The 15,198-nt window shown below is 43.6% G+C and carries 15 protein-coding genes and 1 rRNA gene; 6 read left to right on the top strand and 10 right to left on the bottom strand.

Annotated features, from left to right (window positions below):
* Positions 1 to 79: 79 nt before the first annotated feature.
* The 3 genes from LEP1GSC052_RS18045 to LEP1GSC052_RS18055 are packed head-to-tail and all read left to right on the top strand — an operon-like array spanning position 80 to position 1,616.
* A complete protein-coding gene (locus tag LEP1GSC052_RS18045) occupies positions 80 to 307 on the top strand; it encodes a (2Fe-2S)-binding protein (RefSeq protein ID WP_040913181.1) in 228 nt (75 codons plus the stop codon).
* Positions 304 to 966, top strand: a complete 663-nt coding sequence (locus LEP1GSC052_RS18050; RefSeq protein WP_010572858.1) for a RibD family protein — start codon at positions 304 to 306, stop codon at positions 964 to 966. Before LEP1GSC052_RS18045 ends, LEP1GSC052_RS18050 begins: the two co-directional genes overlap by 4 nt.
* 17 nt (positions 967 to 983) lie before the next feature.
* Entirely contained in the window at positions 984 to 1,616 is a 633-nt protein-coding gene (locus tag LEP1GSC052_RS18055; RefSeq protein WP_020986662.1) for a biosynthetic peptidoglycan transglycosylase, read from the top strand.
* An 88-nt stretch (positions 1,617 to 1,704) separates the two neighbouring features.
* Here the strand turns inward: LEP1GSC052_RS18055 and LEP1GSC052_RS18060 are convergent, their stop codons facing one another.
* The 4 genes from LEP1GSC052_RS18060 to LEP1GSC052_RS18075 all read right to left on the bottom strand — a co-directional run bounded on the left by LEP1GSC052_RS18060 (position 1,705) and on the right by LEP1GSC052_RS18075 (position 4,398).
* The gene (locus LEP1GSC052_RS18060; RefSeq protein WP_010572856.1) at positions 1,705 to 2,169 is read right to left on the bottom strand and encodes a c-type cytochrome; all 465 of its coding nucleotides are present in this window, start codon (positions 2,167 to 2,169) and stop codon (positions 1,705 to 1,707) included.
* Entirely contained in the window at positions 2,159 to 3,004 is an 846-nt protein-coding gene (locus LEP1GSC052_RS18065; RefSeq protein ID WP_084492252.1) for a lysophospholipid acyltransferase family protein, read from the bottom strand. The genes LEP1GSC052_RS18060 and LEP1GSC052_RS18065 overlap by 11 nt, the downstream gene beginning before the upstream one ends.
* Positions 3,005 to 3,200: 196 nt before the next feature.
* A 5S ribosomal RNA gene (rrf, locus tag LEP1GSC052_RS18070) occupies positions 3,201 to 3,317 on the bottom strand.
* Between the two features lie 79 nt (positions 3,318 to 3,396).
* The gene (locus LEP1GSC052_RS18075; RefSeq protein ID WP_156892132.1) at positions 3,397 to 4,398 is read right to left on the bottom strand and encodes a hypothetical protein; all 1,002 of its coding nucleotides are present in this window, start codon (positions 4,396 to 4,398) and stop codon (positions 3,397 to 3,399) included.
* 547 nt (positions 4,399 to 4,945) lie between these two features.
* Between LEP1GSC052_RS18075 and ppnP the strand changes: the two genes are divergently transcribed.
* Positions 4,946 to 5,260, top strand: a complete 315-nt coding sequence (gene ppnP / locus LEP1GSC052_RS18080; RefSeq protein ID WP_010572853.1) for a pyrimidine/purine nucleoside phosphorylase — start codon at positions 4,946 to 4,948, stop codon at positions 5,258 to 5,260.
* Positions 5,261 to 5,343: 83 nt separating this feature from the next.
* Here ppnP and gcvP read toward each other — a convergent pair whose 3' ends face one another.
* The 3 genes from gcvP to gcvT are packed head-to-tail and all read right to left on the bottom strand — an operon-like array spanning position 5,344 to position 9,803.
* Positions 5,344 to 8,238, bottom strand: coding sequence for an aminomethyl-transferring glycine dehydrogenase (gene gcvP / locus LEP1GSC052_RS18085; RefSeq protein WP_010572852.1), 2,895 nt, complete (start codon positions 8,236 to 8,238; stop codon positions 5,344 to 5,346).
* A 39-nt stretch (positions 8,239 to 8,277) separates the two neighbouring features.
* Positions 8,278 to 8,670, bottom strand: coding sequence for a glycine cleavage system protein GcvH (gene gcvH, locus LEP1GSC052_RS18090; RefSeq protein WP_010572851.1), 393 nt, complete (start codon positions 8,668 to 8,670; stop codon positions 8,278 to 8,280).
* A gap of 17 nt (positions 8,671 to 8,687) precedes the next feature.
* Positions 8,688 to 9,803, bottom strand: coding sequence for a glycine cleavage system aminomethyltransferase GcvT (gcvT, locus tag LEP1GSC052_RS18095; RefSeq protein WP_010572850.1), 1,116 nt, complete (start codon positions 9,801 to 9,803; stop codon positions 8,688 to 8,690).
* Positions 9,804 to 10,189: 386 nt separating this feature from the next.
* Here gcvT and LEP1GSC052_RS21835 point away from each other — a divergent pair, with 386 nt between their 5' ends.
* A complete protein-coding gene (locus LEP1GSC052_RS21835) occupies positions 10,190 to 10,450 on the top strand; it encodes an LA_0364 family Cys-rich lipoprotein (protein WP_084492253.1) in 261 nt (86 codons plus the stop codon).
* A gap of 120 nt (positions 10,451 to 10,570) precedes the next feature.
* Here LEP1GSC052_RS21835 and LEP1GSC052_RS18100 read toward each other — a convergent pair whose 3' ends face one another.
* Both LEP1GSC052_RS18100 and LEP1GSC052_RS18105 read right to left on the bottom strand, forming a co-directional pair.
* Entirely contained in the window at positions 10,571 to 12,748 is a 2,178-nt protein-coding gene (locus tag LEP1GSC052_RS18100) for a hybrid sensor histidine kinase/response regulator (protein ID WP_020986028.1), read from the bottom strand.
* Positions 12,749 to 13,167: 419 nt separating this feature from the next.
* Positions 13,168 to 13,971 carry a helix-turn-helix domain-containing protein gene (locus LEP1GSC052_RS18105; RefSeq protein ID WP_020985683.1) on the bottom strand — a complete coding sequence of 268 codons (804 nt, stop codon included), beginning with the start codon at positions 13,969 to 13,971 and terminating at the stop codon, positions 13,168 to 13,170.
* Between the two features lie 245 nt (positions 13,972 to 14,216).
* Here LEP1GSC052_RS18105 and LEP1GSC052_RS18110 point away from each other — a divergent pair, with 245 nt between their 5' ends.
* A complete protein-coding gene (locus LEP1GSC052_RS18110) occupies positions 14,217 to 14,624 on the top strand; it encodes a GFA family protein (protein ID WP_040913689.1) in 408 nt (135 codons plus the stop codon).
* Positions 14,625 to 14,695: 71 nt separating this feature from the next.
* Here the strand turns inward: LEP1GSC052_RS18110 and LEP1GSC052_RS18115 are convergent, their stop codons facing one another.
* Positions 14,696 to 15,193, bottom strand: coding sequence for a GlcG/HbpS family heme-binding protein (locus LEP1GSC052_RS18115; RefSeq protein ID WP_020985557.1), 498 nt, complete (start codon positions 15,191 to 15,193; stop codon positions 14,696 to 14,698).
* Positions 15,194 to 15,198: the final 5 nt, after the last annotated feature.

Below are 15,198 nucleotides of genomic sequence, written 5' to 3' on the forward strand. Positions count from 1 at the left end.
ATTTCTCTTGCAGAAGATTTTCAGACTCTTTAATCTGATTGGAAAATCGCTTTCTGACTGTCCAATTAAATAGAAGAATATGGATTCCTCCTTTTTCAATCAAGTAGACCTGTGCCAGCTGATGCGTCCGCGCAAAGTCTGCGTATGCAATCAGGTTTCGGAAGAAGAGATCCTAACGTCGATCCGAAACGGCAACGATACTTTGGAAAAGCTCATGGATAACACGGGCGCTTCCACGGGTTGCGGAACCTGCATGGGTTCGGTTCGTAAACTTCTGGCTCGTGAACTGAAAGTTCCGAGAACATGACTTCTCTTCCCAACGTTACGATCAATATGGCGATGACTCTGGACGGTAAGGTTTGCCGTCCGGATGGAAAATGGTACGGCCTTTCTTCCAGAAACGATAAGAAGAAAATGGACGAGATCCGTTCCAAGGCGGACGTTTTGATTCTTGGAAAGAATTCCATCATCAACGACGATCCAGTCATTCATCTGCGTTACGTTGAAAACGAAAAAGATCCTCGCCCCGTGATTCTTCTCAGATCGGGAACTCTTCCCGAAGACAAAAAAGTATTCCGTTTTTCTAAACAACCTCCTTTGATTTTTTGTCTGAACGAGAATTATTCCTCGGTTCGGGACAATCTATGTTCCGTCGCGGAAATCGTTTTGATTCCGGGAGAAGATTTAAGTCCTTTGGAAGTTCTGAAAATTCTTTTCGAAATGGGTTATAAAGAAGTTCTTCTGGAAGGCGGGCCGTCCTTGAACGATTCTTTTTTTAGAATGGATTTGATCTCGAGAATTCATCTTACGATCGTTCCTTTTTTAATCGGACAAAAAGATCTTCCGTCGATCACGGGTGGAAGAAAGGAATATCCGAATTTCGATCAAAGCCGTTGGAATCTGGTTTCTTCGGAAATATTAGAAAATGAAGTTTTTCTAATGTATGAAAAAAAGGAAGAAGTTTAGGTCTTCGTTTTTTTATCATGAAACAAAAGGAATTGTTTTATATTTTTTTTCTAAGAGTTCTTCCGATTTTTTTCGCGGCCGTTCTGGTTTACGAACAATTCTTCCCCGAAAGAAAAATCCTGGTTCAACAAGATCGATTGGTCTATCTGCCGGATCAAAAAGAATCGGTTCCCTTGGAGCTGGAATGGGTTCGTCTTTCGGAAATTCCGGAAGAATGGATTTTATATACCGTTCAAGTGGAAGACAGAAGATTCTATTCTCATAGCGGATATTCGATTTCGGACATTCATTCCACCGTGGTTTCGTCGACGTTGTTGTTTCGAAAGATGCGCGGTGCGAGCACGATCACGCAACAGTTGGCGCGGACTCTTTTTCTTTCTCGAGAAAAATCGCTTTCGAGAAAATGGAAAGAGATTCAAATCGCTTCCGCTTTGGAGGAAGAATTTGGTAAGAATACGATCTTGGAATATTATCTCAACAGCGTGTATTGGGGGCGGGGGATGAACGGTTTGAATCAGGCCTCTCGTTATTATTTTCGTAAAAAGCCGATGGATTTGGAAACCAATCAGTTCAAGGCTTTGATTCAAATTTTAAAAAAGCCGGATGCGTATTCTCGCGAGGAAGTGGTTTCTCTTTCGAAGAATCTTTGAGAAGTTTTAGATTTTTTTTTAAATGTAGGAACTACCACAAACTCGGTAGAAGAACCGTGAAATGTAGGAACTACCACGATCCCATTCATTAAAATCTTTCGATTCTTTTTACCAAAGCGCAGATTTCCGCTTCCGATAATTCTTCCTTGAAAGAAGGCATGGTTTGATTCTTTCCGTCTCGGATCGTTTTATAAATTCCTTCGCGCATTTTATCTCCGCCGAATAAGAATCCCATCTTTAACCCGAAACCTCTGAGTTTGCGGGGTTTTGTCGGAAGAGATTCGTTCGGAGTTCCGTCCACTCCGTGACAAGCGGCGCATTTTTGTTCCCACAAACGATCGGCTTCTACCTCGGTGACTTTTAAATCGGAGAAAGGATTTTTCGTTTGTGAACTTTGGCAGGTCGGTAAAACAAAACTCGCGAGAATGAAAACGAATCCGATCGTAAGTTTTATTTTGAGTCGGGAATGTTTTTTCGATTTTGAAAGTTCGAGAGGGAATTTTTGGCCGTAGTTCCGACCTTTTTCGATGTTACGATGAGACTTAGGATTCATGGACGACGGTTCCCCAGGATTTCAAATGATCGACGACGAACTTCAATAAGACTTCTTGATTCTTTCTCGAATCTTCTGTAGGAAAAAGAGGATCTCCGAACGAGATATTGATCTTACGATCTCTAAAAATTCTTCCGAGTTCTTTGACGATTCTTCCGTTTTCCCAAAAATCGGTGCGAAGCGCCACGGGAATCAAGGGAACCTTCGCGCGGGCCGCGAGTTTGACGGCAATGGAATTGAATTCAGCGGGATTGAAGTCGGTGGTTCTTGTGCTTTGAGGAAATACGATGATCGACATTCCTTTTTTCAAAAGTGCGCTTCCTTCTTCCAAAACCGCCACTAAATCTTCTCTGGGATTGGTTCTTCCGACGGAAATCGGATTTCTGGAACGCATGATCGGACCGAAAAGATTGCCTCTCGTTAAACTTTCTTTAACGACAAAGGTCACCGGTTTGTATCGTGTCACAAAGGTCGGAAGTACGAAAGTTTCCAACGTACTCATGTGATTTCCGGCGACGACGACCGGGCCTTCCACGCTGAGAAGTTTTTCGATTCCTTCCACTTGGATTTTGCCGCCGCAATTTTCGATCAAATCCAAAATTCTCGCGGACGATTCGCACCAAGCCGGGTTGTCATAAAGTCCCTTAAGCGCCAAACTTCTGCTTCTGAAAATTTCTTTGAAGTAGCCGTAATGAAATGCGATATCCGTTTCTCGAAAGATCGAATCCAACCAGGAACGTTTTTTATCCGGCGCGGTTCGATACGAAATCGAAAGATCCTGTTCGTATTCCAAGGGTTTGCAAAGATCTTTTCTTTGCAGTGATCGTATGCTCATTCTCGGGCCGTCCTTGATACGCGCAAAGCGTGTGCGCAATTCTATTCTTCCGATAGAATGTTAAACCAAAAATCTTCGTCGGATTGAAAAGAGTTCGTTTAAAGTTTTATCGTCGAGCCGCTTCGGCTTTTCATAAGAACGGAAGAATCAAGGGAAGTTGCAAAATAGAATGAAAGAATCGTGAGGGCATAAAAAAACCCGGCAACGTCCTACTCTCCCATGCAGCGAACCACACAGTACCATCAGCGATGAGAGGCTTAACTTCCGTGTTCGGGATGGGAACGGGTGTGGCCCTCTCTCTATAGTCACCGGGAATCTTGAGGACATTGTTTTGCACACGTCCGCTTTGTCATTCTTAAATTAAAAGAATGGATGAAATTTTTAAACGGAATTCACGAATTTTCGAATCCGATTTTTTCCTCGTTTAAGCGGAGAATTTCTTCGATCGCAATTTCGGCCGCGACTAAATCCGCAAATCCGGGAGAATCCGGAAGCCAAGGCATCAAATGCCAGATTCCCAAAAGTTCCCGATCGCCGGGAAGAACGTATTGGTTTAAAGAAATCGTCTGAAGATTAAAAAGAAACGCAAGGGTTCCGTTCGAATTTTTTTCCGAATCTTTCAACGCGATCGTGAGAATGTTTTGTTCTCCCGGAAATCGATTGACTCTTACATGACGCATAACGTGTATCGGAAAAAATCTTTCCGAAAATAAAAAGTTCGATAGGATCGGAAGTCTCGTTTTGTATCGGATTCTCAATCCAGAAGAATTTACGGTCAACTTAAGACTTTTAGTCATCACAAAGACGAAACTCAAGGTGAAAATTCCTAAAAACAAAATCGAAAACGGAATCATAAAAAGAAGAAAGATCGGTTCCGCTTCTTTGATCGGAAAGAAAATCATCGCCCAAATTCCGTAAAAGATTCCCGCGACCAACGCGATCGTGATTTTTTCCTTTGTCGTTTGGCGTTTAAGCAACTCGACTTCCGTTCCATTTTCGGTTCGATTTAACTTTAGAAATTTTGAATCCGGTTTTACGATTTCGTCGTAGGTCGTAGAGGAGGATGGTTTAAAATTCGATTCAGATGTTTCAAAACCTTCTTTCGAATCATCCGATACGGGAAGGGAAACTATAGATCGGAAAAGAATTAGATTTTTCTTAAGTTCTTCCTTGTTTGAATACGTTTCCAGGATATAAAAGGCCCCGTCCGATTTTAAAAGAAACAAATCCCAATAAACTCCGGAACCTGTTCCCGAATAAGAGGAAGAGCTCGTGGTTCCTCTCTGCGATATCATTCTTTTTTTGATTTTGTAACCTACGAAATCTCCGAGGTTTAGATTTACGATCGCTTGTGCAGTCTCGGAGATGGAATAGATTTCATTGACCGAATCCAATTCTTCCGTCCGAATCGAATCCTTTGTTTTTCGATATGTTCGGATTGTTGAAATCAACAGAAACAAAAATGAAAAACAGAAAAATAAAATCATTCCGGGAGTTAAATATTCTCCCTCGGAAAATCGAACTGCCGCGTACAACGCGGCGCCGATCGAAAACAAGATCACGAATAACAATAGAAAGATCAGAAAACATCCGGAAATTCCGGAAAAGCGATACGGATTCCGAGAAATTTTTTTTGCGCGAGAAGATTCGAAATTCCAAGACGACAATCGGGCCACCTCATTTTTGTTATACGTCTTTTCGTAGAAGGTTGGATACTTCCGTTTCGAAAAATAAGAACGATAAATTATTTCCTTTCGGGGCTCGGTCAAGCGATAAAACCCCGGTTTGCAGATTTCGATTTTTCATCCGGATTCAAGATTCTTACTTTTTAAAAGTTGTATCCTTTACGACTTCCTTTGGAAGCCTTGTAGAAAGAGCTTTTTAAAAAGCCGAAACTCGTTTTAAAACGAAATTCTTTATAAGAAAGATCATGGAGGCCGCATGGCGCAGTTTGAGAACGTTACTATAATTAAAAAAGCGAATGTTTACTACGACGGAAAAGTAACGAGCAGAACCGTTCTGTTTCAAGACGGAAGCAAAAAGACTTTGGGGATTTTAATGCCCGGAGAATACGACTTCGGAACCGACGAAAAGGAAATCATGGAAATTCTCGACGGAGAAATGCTTGTGAAACTTCCGGGTCAGGATTCTTGGAAAGAAATCAAGGGCGGACAATCCTTCGAGGTTCCTGCAAAATCGAGATTTCAAATGAACGTAAAAACGATCAGCGATTATTGCTGTTCTTATATCGCTTAAAAAAACAAAAGCCGAGGTTGATTCCTCGGCTTTTTATTCTTCCTCTCCGTTCTTCATTCGAAAAACGGAATTCGTTTAACAAATCACTGATAACTTTCGATCGGAAGACAGGAACAAACCAGGTTTCTATCCCCGTACACGTTATCCACTCTTCCCACGTAAGGCCAGAATTTGTGATCCTTCAGCCAAGAAGCGGGGTAAGCCGCGCGTTCTCTCGGATATAAGTGATCCCAACGATCCGAAGTTACCATCGCAGCTGTGTGCGGAGAATTCTTCAGCGGGTTATCCGTTTTGTCCAAGGTTCCGTTTTGAACATCCAAAATCTCCTGATGAATCAAAAGCATCGCTTCGCAGAAACGATCCAATTCTTCCAAGGATTCGGATTCGGTCGGTTCGATCATTAAGGTTCCGGGAACGGGAAAGGACATCGTCGGCGCGTGAAATCCGTAATCGATCAATCGTTTCGCAACGTCTTCCACTTCGATCCCTGCGGTTTTTTTGAAAGGTCTTACGTCGAGAATACATTCGTGAGCGACAAAACCGTTCTTTCCTTTGTAAAGAACGGGATACGCTTTTTCCAAACGTTTTGCGATGTAGTTCGCGTTTAGGATGGATATACGAGTCGCGTTCGTAAGTCCTTCCGAACCCATAAGCGCGACGTAAGTCCAAGAGATCAACACGATGCTCGCGCTTCCCCAAGGAGCCGCAGAAACCGCGCCGTGTTCGTTTCCGGTCGTGTTGTCCACAAGCACGTGGCCGGGTAAGAATGGAACGAGATGTTTCGCAACGCCGATCGGTCCGACGCCGGGACCGCCACCTCCGTGAGGTATGCAAAAAGTCTTATGTAGATTGAGGTGACAAACGTCCGCACCGATTTCACCCGGACTTGTTAATCCGACTTGAGCGTTCATGTTCGCTCCGTCCATATAAACCTGTCCGCCGTGTGCGTGAACGATCTGACAGATTTCTTTTACGGATTCTTCGAACACGCCGTGTGTGGAAGGATAAGTGATCATCAAAGCCGCGAGATCGTCCTTGTGTTCTTCCGCTTTGGTTTTGAGATCTTCGAGGTCCACGTTTCCGTTTGGATCGCAGGAAACTACGACGACTTTAAAACCCGCCATCGCCGCGCTTGCGGGATTGGTTCCGTGCGCGGAGATAGGAATCAGACAAACGTTTCTATGAGCTTCTTTTCTGCTTTCGTGATATCTTCGGATCGCCAACAGACCGGCGTATTCTCCTTGAGAACCCGCGTTCGGTTGAAGAGAAACTCCCGCGAACCCCGTGACTTCACAAAGCCATTTTTCGAGTTGTTCGAAGATGATTTTATAACCTTTGGTTTGATCGGCGGGTGCAAACGGATGAATCGCCCCGAACTCCGGCCAAGTTACCGGATACATTTCTGTAGTCGCATTGAGTTTCATCGTGCAGGAACCGAGAGGAATCATCGACGTCGTCAACGAAAGATCTCTGGATTCCAATTTACGGATATAACGTAGCATTTTCGTTTCGGTATGATGCGATTGAAAAACGGGATGTGTTAGATACGAAGTATTTCGTTTTAAGGAATCGGAAACCTTTCCGGAACCCGAAAAAAGTTTTTCGACATCCACATTCTTCGCTTCGAAAATTTCGAACAAATCCTTGAGGTCTTCGACGTTCACGGTTTCGTCTAACGCGATTCCGATTCTTCCGTCTTTGTATTCCCGTAAATTGATCTTTCTGGCGCGGGCCTTGTCGAGAATTCCCTTCGCTTTCGCTCCGGCCTGAATCGTAATCGTATCGAAGTAAGAATCGTTGGTGATCGTAAAACCCGCCGACTTCAACGCGTCCGCAAGAATCGCGGTAAACTTATGAATTCGAGTCGCGATGTCTTTTAAACCTTCCGGTCCGTGATAGACCGCATACATGGAAGAAATCACCGCGAGTAAAACCTGAGCGGTGCAAATATTGCTCGTAGCCTTGTCTCTTCGGATATGTTGTTCTCTGGTTTGTAAGGAAAGTCTGAGTCCTGGATTTCCCTGTGAATCTTTGGAAACTCCGATCAGACGACCGGGCATACTGCGTTTGAATTCGTCCTTGGTCGCGAAATAACCCGCGTGCGGTCCGCCGAATCCCAGAGGAAGTCCGAATCTTTGAGACGAACCGACCGCGATGTCCGCGCCCATTTCTCCCGGAGATTTGAGAATCGTAAGAGCCAATAAATCTGCAGCAACTGTGGAGACCGCGCCCACGTTATGCGCTCTTTGAATAAAGGAAGTATAATCGATTACCTTTCCGTCGGTTGCGGGATATTGAAGAAGAACTCCGAAAAAATCCTCGTTGAGTTCGAGGGATTCGTGATTTCCGATCACAACTTCGATTCCGAGAGGATTGGCTCTCGTTACGACGACGTCCACGGTTTGAGGATGACAAAGTTCCGACACGAAGAATTTTTTAGCGGTTTCATTCTTACGAACGGAATAGGCGAGAAACATCGCTTCGGCCGCCGCGGTTCCTTCGTCGAGAAGGGAAGCGTTTGAAATTTCAAGACCGGTAAGATCGATGATCATCGTTTGGAAATTCAAAAGAGCTTCCAAACGTCCTTGGGAAATCTCCGCTTGATACGGAGTATAAGCCGTATACCAACCCGGATTTTCCAGAATGTTTCTTTGAATCACGCCGGGAACGATACAAGCGTTATAACCCGCGCCGATATAAGAACGAAAAACCTGATTTTGAGAAGCGATAAGTTTTAGATCCTGAAGAATCTTGTGTTCCGTGGAAGCCTTAGGAAGATCCAAGGATTTCTTCAGTCGAATACCGGCGGGAACCGCCTTGTCGATCAATTCTTCCAGAGAAGAAAGTCCCAATTCTTTCAGCATTTCGCCGGTTTGATTCGGATCCGGTCCTATATGCCTTCTTGGAAAGGTATCCAACGGATCTAAGCCGACCTTTTCAAGATTGGATTTGGTTTGGTTCTGGAGAGTGGAGTTCATGTTCACCTGCTTCTAAATTCTATATATTAGACTTTGCTGTTATTCGAGTCCCGCGACGAGAGCCTTGTATTTTTCGGGGCTGAGAAGTTTTTCGAGTTCGGACGGGGAAAAACCTTTCACCTTAACCATCCAGGAATCGAAAGGTTTCGCGTTTACGTCGCCCGGATTTTTGGAAAGAGCAGGATTGGATTCGATCACTTCTCCGCCGATCGGAGCGTATAAATCCTCGGCCGCCTTAACGGACTCGATGGTTCCGAAGGTTTCGAATTGTTTGATATTCTTTCCCGCTTTCGGAAGATCCACGAATACGATGTCGCCTAACGCGGATTGAGCGTAGTCCGAAATTCCGATGAGAGCGGTATCTCCTTCCACTTTCACCCATTCGTGTTTTTCCGAAAATAGATAACCTGCCGGTGCCTGTGTTTCTGCCATGATCCGTTTTTCCTAATTTAATTTTTTCTGATACTGCCTGGGATAAAAGGCTTTGTCGTTATGATAGCTTGTTTGGGTTGTTCGCGAATTTCAATCTGAATCGGTTCGCCGTCCTTGATTTTTTCCGCACGGATCAAAGCTAAACCGATTCCCTTTTTTAAAGAAGGTGAGAATGTGCCCGACGTCGTTTTACCGATTTCGTTTCCGTTGGAATCCAACACGCGAAAATTCTCCCTTGGAACTCCCGCTTCCGTTAATGCGAACGCGACGATTTTGGAACTCGGTCCGTTTTTTTTCTGAGAAAGAATTTTCTCGGACGAAAAGTAAGAATTCTCCTTTTCCTTAACGATCCAACCGATTCCCGATTCGATCGGAGTCCAAAGATCGTTGAGTTCGTGTCCGTACAGAGGATACTTCGCTTCGATTCTCAATGTGTCTCTCGCGCCAAGTCCGCAGGGAAGAAGTCCGTACGGTTTTCCGAATTCCAAAAGTTCGTTCCAAAGTTTTAAACCGAGAGGGATGGAAGAATAAATTTCGAAACCGTCTTCGCCGGTGTAACCGGTTCTAGAAACGATGATCTCCTCTCCTTGATGATTCAATAATGCAAAGTGATAGTATTTAACGGAGTCCAATTCTCTGTTCAAGAATTTGGAAAAGATTTCGTTCGCTTTAGGACCTTGTAATGCGATTTGATGCCAACGTAAACTTTGATCGTCGACTTTTACGCCCGAAGAAGGAAGATGTTTGAGCAAGTGCGCGTTCACGGCTTCGTAGTTCGAAGCGTTGGAACAGATCATATATTTTTCGGGGGAGAATTTGTAGATCGTTACATCGTCCACAAGTCCGCCTTGTTCGTTCAAGACCGCGTTGTATTGAACTTGAAAATCGGAAAGGGAAGAAACGGAGTTGCAGGTAACGGATTCCAAAAAGTCGAGAATGGATTTCGGTTCTCCCGTTACGAAAATTTCACCCATGTGAGAAACGTCGAAAAGACCGGCCGCTTCCCGAGTGGCGTTGTGTTCCGCGATAATGCCGGAATATTGGACGGGCATGTCCCAACCCCCGAACGGAATCATTTTGGCGCCCAGGGCGCGATGGGTTTCGTAGAGCGGCGTTTTTTTATCTTGGGACATAAGGCTTTCCGGGTACCAATTTTTACTACTTCCGTACCGGGACAAATGGATTTTTGGGTAAAAATTTCGGTTCAAAGGGCGTTTGGGGGCGTTTTCTTGCCCTTTCGATTTCTTTTCATCGGAGAATGCGGGGCTTTTCCGCTTTTTTTTTCGGGGAAGAATTATCGTTCGCTCTATAATAAAAATCAAAACAATGGTTTTGTATCAAATTAACTATAAACAAGGTATTGCTGATTTTAAAATGAATATTTTATTCTCAAGCTCGGGGAATATTCTGTTTTTTAAATGTTCTTATTCCATAATGTGTCTTTGATTCAATTATAAGGTGAACAGGGAATGATTTTGTAATTTATTGACTGAATTTTTGATTTCCTAAGATTCAAGGCATGAATAAAATCTTGCTCATCTTATTAAGTATTCTTTTGGGAAGCTTGCTTCACTCCTGCAACGATCTTTCTCCTCGCGAAAAGTGTTTGGATGACAACGGTTGCAAACATCGCGCGGAAAATTGTTTAACCGGACTTGCTATCGTCAAAGGTATGACGAACATCGGGTTTACAGGCAACGAATTGGAGCTGGCCGCTATTAATTGTAATTTATTGCAATCACAGTGTACGTTGAGCTGCCTTGAAAAGCATAAGTATTAATGGGAAAAAATTGAATTAGATACGGTGTTTTTTCGGAAAGAATATTTCGGAAGAGCATCGTATATCTCTCCATTCGTTCGTATTTTTAACTTTTGAACGAACATATGAGTTAATTCTCGTTTATAATGTTTTTATGATTTCTTGAACGATCGTCTGAACTGCTTCGATTTTATAAGGTTTATCTAAAACGTTTTTTACGCCTTCCTCGAGCATCTTTTCTTTCTTTTCCCTTTCGATATGACCCGAGGTGATGATCACCTTTACGGAAGGATCGAAATTCTTCAGTTTCGTAAAAAGAACGTCGCCGCTCATATCCGGCATTCCCAAATCCGAAATTACCAAATCGATTTTGTTTTTCGGGTCTTGATAAATTTCCAAAGCGTGTTTACCGTTGTTCGCGGAGAACACGCGACATCCGGACAATTCCAAAATATCTTTGAGAACGTCGAGAACCATAATCTCGTCGTCCACGATCAGAATATTCGCGTCGATCTTGGTTTGTCTTTTGATCGTTTCGGAATCGATCAATTCGCCGGCCGCGATCGCGGGAAAGTATAAGTGAAATTTCGTTCCTCGATTCGGAAAGGATTCCACGTCGATAAAACCGAAATGATTTTTTGTGATCGTGTCCACGATCGAAAGTCCCAAGCCCGTTCCTTTTCCTCTTTCTTTGGTCGTAAAGAAGGGTTCGAAAATTTTGTCTTTAGTCGCGGAATCCATTCCCTTACCCGTATCGATTACGTGAATACAAACGTATTGATTAGCAGTTCCAGATAAGAATTTTTTTCTTACCTCGTCGCCCGAAACCGTAGTTTCTTGAATCGTAATCTTTCCGCCGTCGGGCATCGCGTCTCTTGCGTTTAAAGCCAAGTTAAGAATCACCTGATGAAGATGGCCGCTGTCCCCGAGAATGATTCCGTTTGCGAGATCGATTTTCGTTTCGATCGTGATGTTTTTCGGAAGAGAAAACGCGAGAATGTCCGTAACTTCCTTGATGATATGCGAAATGGAAACCGGCTTGAGTTCGGACGAGCCTGGACGAGAAAAAAGAAGAAGTTGTTTCGTGATCGATCCGCCTCGTTTGGCCGCTTCTATGATTCTGGTTACGTGTTTGTTCAGATCGGAATTCTTATCGATTCTGAGTTCCATAACCTCCGCGCTTCCGAGAATCATAGTCAATAAGTTGTTGAAGTCGTGGGCGATTCCTCCCGCGAGCAAACCTAGGCTTTCCATCTTCTGAGCTTGTCGAACGATCTCTTCCGTGATTTTTCTTTCGGAAATATTTCTGACGATTCCCTGTAGAAAACCGTTTTCCAAATATCTTGCGTTGATTTCCACGGGCACGATGCTTCCGTCTTTGCGAACGAGTTTTCTTTCCGTTAGAACGGGTTTTCCCGCTTTTAAATCGTTCACACGAAGAGGTTGTTTTTTCAGGTCGTCCGGATCGATCACGTCCCAAAGATGAAGTTTTAAAAATTCTTCTTTGGTATAACCTAACAACGCACAGCCGCTCGGATTGATCTCGATGTATCTTCCTTCCTTATCGGTAAGAAAGATCGTATCCGACGCCTGTTCGACGAGGGAACGATAACGCGCTTCGCTTTCCGTTTTTAAATCTTCGATTCTTTTTCTTTCGATGGCGATGCCGGCGATATGCGCCAAAGAATGAATCAATCTAAGATCCAAATCGGAAGGTTTTTTCGGTTCGTAATAATAAAGAGCGAACGTTCCCAACACTTGGTCGCTCGGAGAAAGAATCGGATGAGACCAACACGCTCTGAGATGAAATCGATTTGCGATCTCCGAATACTTTTCCCAGAGCGGATCGGTTTGAATGTCTTCTACGATCGTAAGTTGTTTCGTGTAAGCCGCGGTACCGCAAGAGCCCGACTTCGGTCCTATCTTTTCTCCGTCCACTAAGGCGCAATACTCTTTCGGAAGACTCGGCGCGGCTCTATGTCTTAACGTTACCCCGTCCTTGTCCAAAAGAAGAATACTCGCGTGAATGTTCGGTCTGTATTTTTCGATCGCCAACGCAAGAGTCGCGAGAATATCGGAGAGGGATTTGCCTTCGGAGAGTTCCTCGAAAACTTGAAAGAGATGATCCAATAAGAGTTCCACTTTTCTTTGTTCTTCCGAATCGGAAAGAGCCAACCAACCTTTGGATAAGAATAGGTTTCGAAAAAAAGTTTTTAAGAATACGATCGGAGAGGTTAAAAATTTAAAAAAAGTTTCGAAGGACGAAGACGCCGTTTCTTTTTTGGAGAATGTCGCAGTATCGATATAATGATGAATCATAGTTTACCACTTTCAATCCTGTCGTTTGTTATTTAGGTGACGGATCAGAAACGAGTCGAGAGCATACCTTCACCGATTTAAAACGGATCGCAGAGAAAAACGATACCATAGAATTCTAAAAAGGAAATCCCAAAGATAAAATAAGGCCGTTTTCAAACGGAAATTTCCAGGAATCAAATTCGGATTAACAAGGATCGTATTAAAGCGAATTTCTGGATTTGTTCGATTCTTTGCAAAGAACGCGTTTTTTACGCCTTAATTGTGCGGAAACTGTGAGGCGTCTGTTTTGCAAAAGCGATAAAATTTATTTTTCCAAATATGGAATTGAGACGAAGGGCTTACGCCTGCGTTTCTTCCCAAAACGAAAACGATTCCGCTTCTCTTTTGTTCAGTGTTTCGGGTTTTATAAGTTTGGAATTTTAAAACTTTAGATTTTTTGAATATTTTTCTGGAGAAATTCCGATCATGGACTTGAAGTCCTTGATAAAATGCGCCTGATCGAAATAACCCAAGTCAAGCGCGAGTCTGCTTCCGTCCACATTCTCCCCGTTTTCCAAACGTTCCGCGGCCTCGTGCAATCTATACCTTTGAATCACCCATTTCGGACTGACTCCCACATACCGATTGAACAGACGCTGTAATGTTCTGAGATTGACTCCGACTTTTTGGGCGACGTCTTCCGCACGGAGAATCTCCTTTTTTTCGAGAATCAGTTGAACGACTTCTTGAATCCAAAAAACGTTCTCTTCGATCTCCGGAAGTTTTTGAAAAAGAACGGACTCGGCGATTTCGATTCTTTGATCGTCGTTTTTCGCCGCGAGAATGGAACCTTCGAGTTTGGAAACGTCCACGGAAAAAACGGATTCGATCGGTATCGATTGATTCGTAAAAGTGCGGATCGGTTTTTGAAAAAACGGATAAAACGCTCCCGGTTTAAATTTGATTCCCCAGACGAAACCTTCGTCTTCGAGAAGATGCGAAAATTTTCCTTCTATGATTCCTTGGATTCTGGATCGTCCTTTTTCAAAAACGATGTGAACGCTCGGATGCGGAAGCGTTTGCGCAAGATACGGTTCCTTTCCTCTCAAATCCCATCGAACCGTCCAGTGATGTTCGATCAAGGATTGAAGACGTTCGCTCGGAAGATAACGCGCGTGTTCCGAATGAATTTGAGTATTCGAATTTTTTAATACTCCTCTCGGTTTGTCCGTTTTGATCTTCATTGCAATTTGTTTTCTCTTTCCTTTTCGGAGGAAATCCGTTTCATTCTAACTTTTATAAAATTAGAATGCGGTTTAAACGGAAAAGAATCAATCCTAAAAATATATGACATATTTTGGCAACTTTCCCGTGATAAACTTAAATCAACGAATTCGATTTGATCGAAGATTCTTTCAAGTTCGAATCCGATAGGATTTATACGATCCGATTTTTGGAAACAAAATTCATATCATTCAGGAAGTTGAATATGTCTTTGAAAAAATATACGGGAAGTTGTCATTGCGGTAAGGTGAGTTACGAAGTCGATTTGGATCTTTCTCAAGGAACGGGAAAATGCAACTGTTCCTTTTGTTCCAAAGTAAGAAATTGGAGCGCGACCGTAAAACCGGAAGCCTTTCGGTTGATCGCCGGAAAAGAGGAATTGGGAAGTTATCAATTCGGAACCAAAAGCGCGACCCACAAATTCTGTAAGAACTGCGGAGTCAGGACGTTTACGGAAGGTTATATCGAGGAGATCGGCGGAAGTTTCGTGAGCGTAAGTTTGGCGACCTTGAACGATTTAGAAATCTCGGACTTGGTTGCCGCCCCACTTTGGTACGCAGACGGTCTTCACAACAACTGGAGACAACAACCCGCCGAGATACGACATCTTTAATCGTAAATTCCGAGAACACAAAATCCGGAATCGAAACGATCCCGGATTTTATTAAGCGAAGTCGGTTTAAATTATTCTTTCAGAGCTTCCAAACCGTTTCGCGCGACCTGTCCGTCCTGAACCGAAGTGCCCCCGGAAACTCCGATCGCTCCCGCGATCTTTCCATCGATTAAAATCAATTCTCCGCCTTCCAGAGGATAAACGCCTGGAAGTCCGAGGATTCTAAGACCCATTCCACCTGCCGCAACGGAATCTTCCATCGCCTTAGTCGGTCTTCGGAAGTTGTTCGCGCATTTCGCTTTTCCTTGAGAGATGTCGATGGAACCGAACTGAGCTCCGTCCATTCTTTCCAGAAGAATTAGGTTTCCGCCGGAATCGACGACGGAGATGACCATCTTCCATCCGTTCTTTTTCGCTTCTGCTTGCGCTTTGAGAACGATCTTCTTTGCCAGATCCAAACGGATCGGATTTCCGTAATCCGGGAAGGCGGGTTGGTTTTGACTCATAACACTTTTCGGGTTTATCAGAAAGATACAAACCGTTGCGACGATCCACAATCTTGTGTACATAGAAT

Source organism: Leptospira kmetyi serovar Malaysia str. Bejo-Iso9, assembly GCF_000243735.2.
Taxonomy (GTDB): Bacteria; Spirochaetota; Leptospiria; order Leptospirales; family Leptospiraceae; genus Leptospira; species Leptospira kmetyi.

Excerpts from the sequence above, each read along its gene's own strand:
- LEP1GSC052_RS18050 (WP_010572858.1), top strand. The coding sequence starts at position 304 with ATGACTTCTCTTCCCAACGTTACGATCAATATGGCGATGACTCTGGAC.
- gcvT (WP_010572850.1), bottom strand. The coding sequence starts at position 9,803 with ATGTCCCAAGATAAAAAAACGCCGCTCTACGAAACCCATCGCGCCCTG.
- gcvP (WP_010572852.1), bottom strand. The coding sequence starts at position 8,238 with ATGAACTCCACTCTCCAGAACCAAACCAAATCCAATCTTGAAAAGGTC.
- LEP1GSC052_RS18115 (WP_020985557.1), bottom strand. The coding sequence starts at position 15,193 with ATGTACACAAGATTGTGGATCGTCGCAACGGTTTGTATCTTTCTGATA.
- ppnP (WP_010572853.1), top strand. The coding sequence starts at position 4,946 with ATGGCGCAGTTTGAGAACGTTACTATAATTAAAAAAGCGAATGTTTAC.
- LEP1GSC052_RS18055 (WP_020986662.1), top strand. The coding sequence starts at position 984 with ATGAAACAAAAGGAATTGTTTTATATTTTTTTTCTAAGAGTTCTTCCG.
- LEP1GSC052_RS18045 (WP_040913181.1), top strand. The coding sequence starts at position 80 with ATGGATTCCTCCTTTTTCAATCAAGTAGACCTGTGCCAGCTGATGCGT.
- LEP1GSC052_RS18060 (WP_010572856.1), bottom strand. The coding sequence starts at position 2,169 with ATGAATCCTAAGTCTCATCGTAACATCGAAAAAGGTCGGAACTACGGC.
- LEP1GSC052_RS18065 (WP_084492252.1), bottom strand. The coding sequence starts at position 3,004 with ATGAGCATACGATCACTGCAAAGAAAAGATCTTTGCAAACCCTTGGAA.
- LEP1GSC052_RS18100 (WP_020986028.1), bottom strand. The coding sequence starts at position 12,748 with ATGATTCATCATTATATCGATACTGCGACATTCTCCAAAAAAGAAACG.
- LEP1GSC052_RS18105 (WP_020985683.1), bottom strand. The coding sequence starts at position 13,971 with ATGAAGATCAAAACGGACAAACCGAGAGGAGTATTAAAAAATTCGAAT.
- LEP1GSC052_RS21835 (WP_084492253.1), top strand. The coding sequence starts at position 10,190 with ATGAATAAAATCTTGCTCATCTTATTAAGTATTCTTTTGGGAAGCTTG.
- LEP1GSC052_RS18110 (WP_040913689.1), top strand. The coding sequence starts at position 14,217 with ATGTCTTTGAAAAAATATACGGGAAGTTGTCATTGCGGTAAGGTGAGT.
- gcvH (WP_010572851.1), bottom strand. The coding sequence starts at position 8,670 with ATGGCAGAAACACAGGCACCGGCAGGTTATCTATTTTCGGAAAAACAC.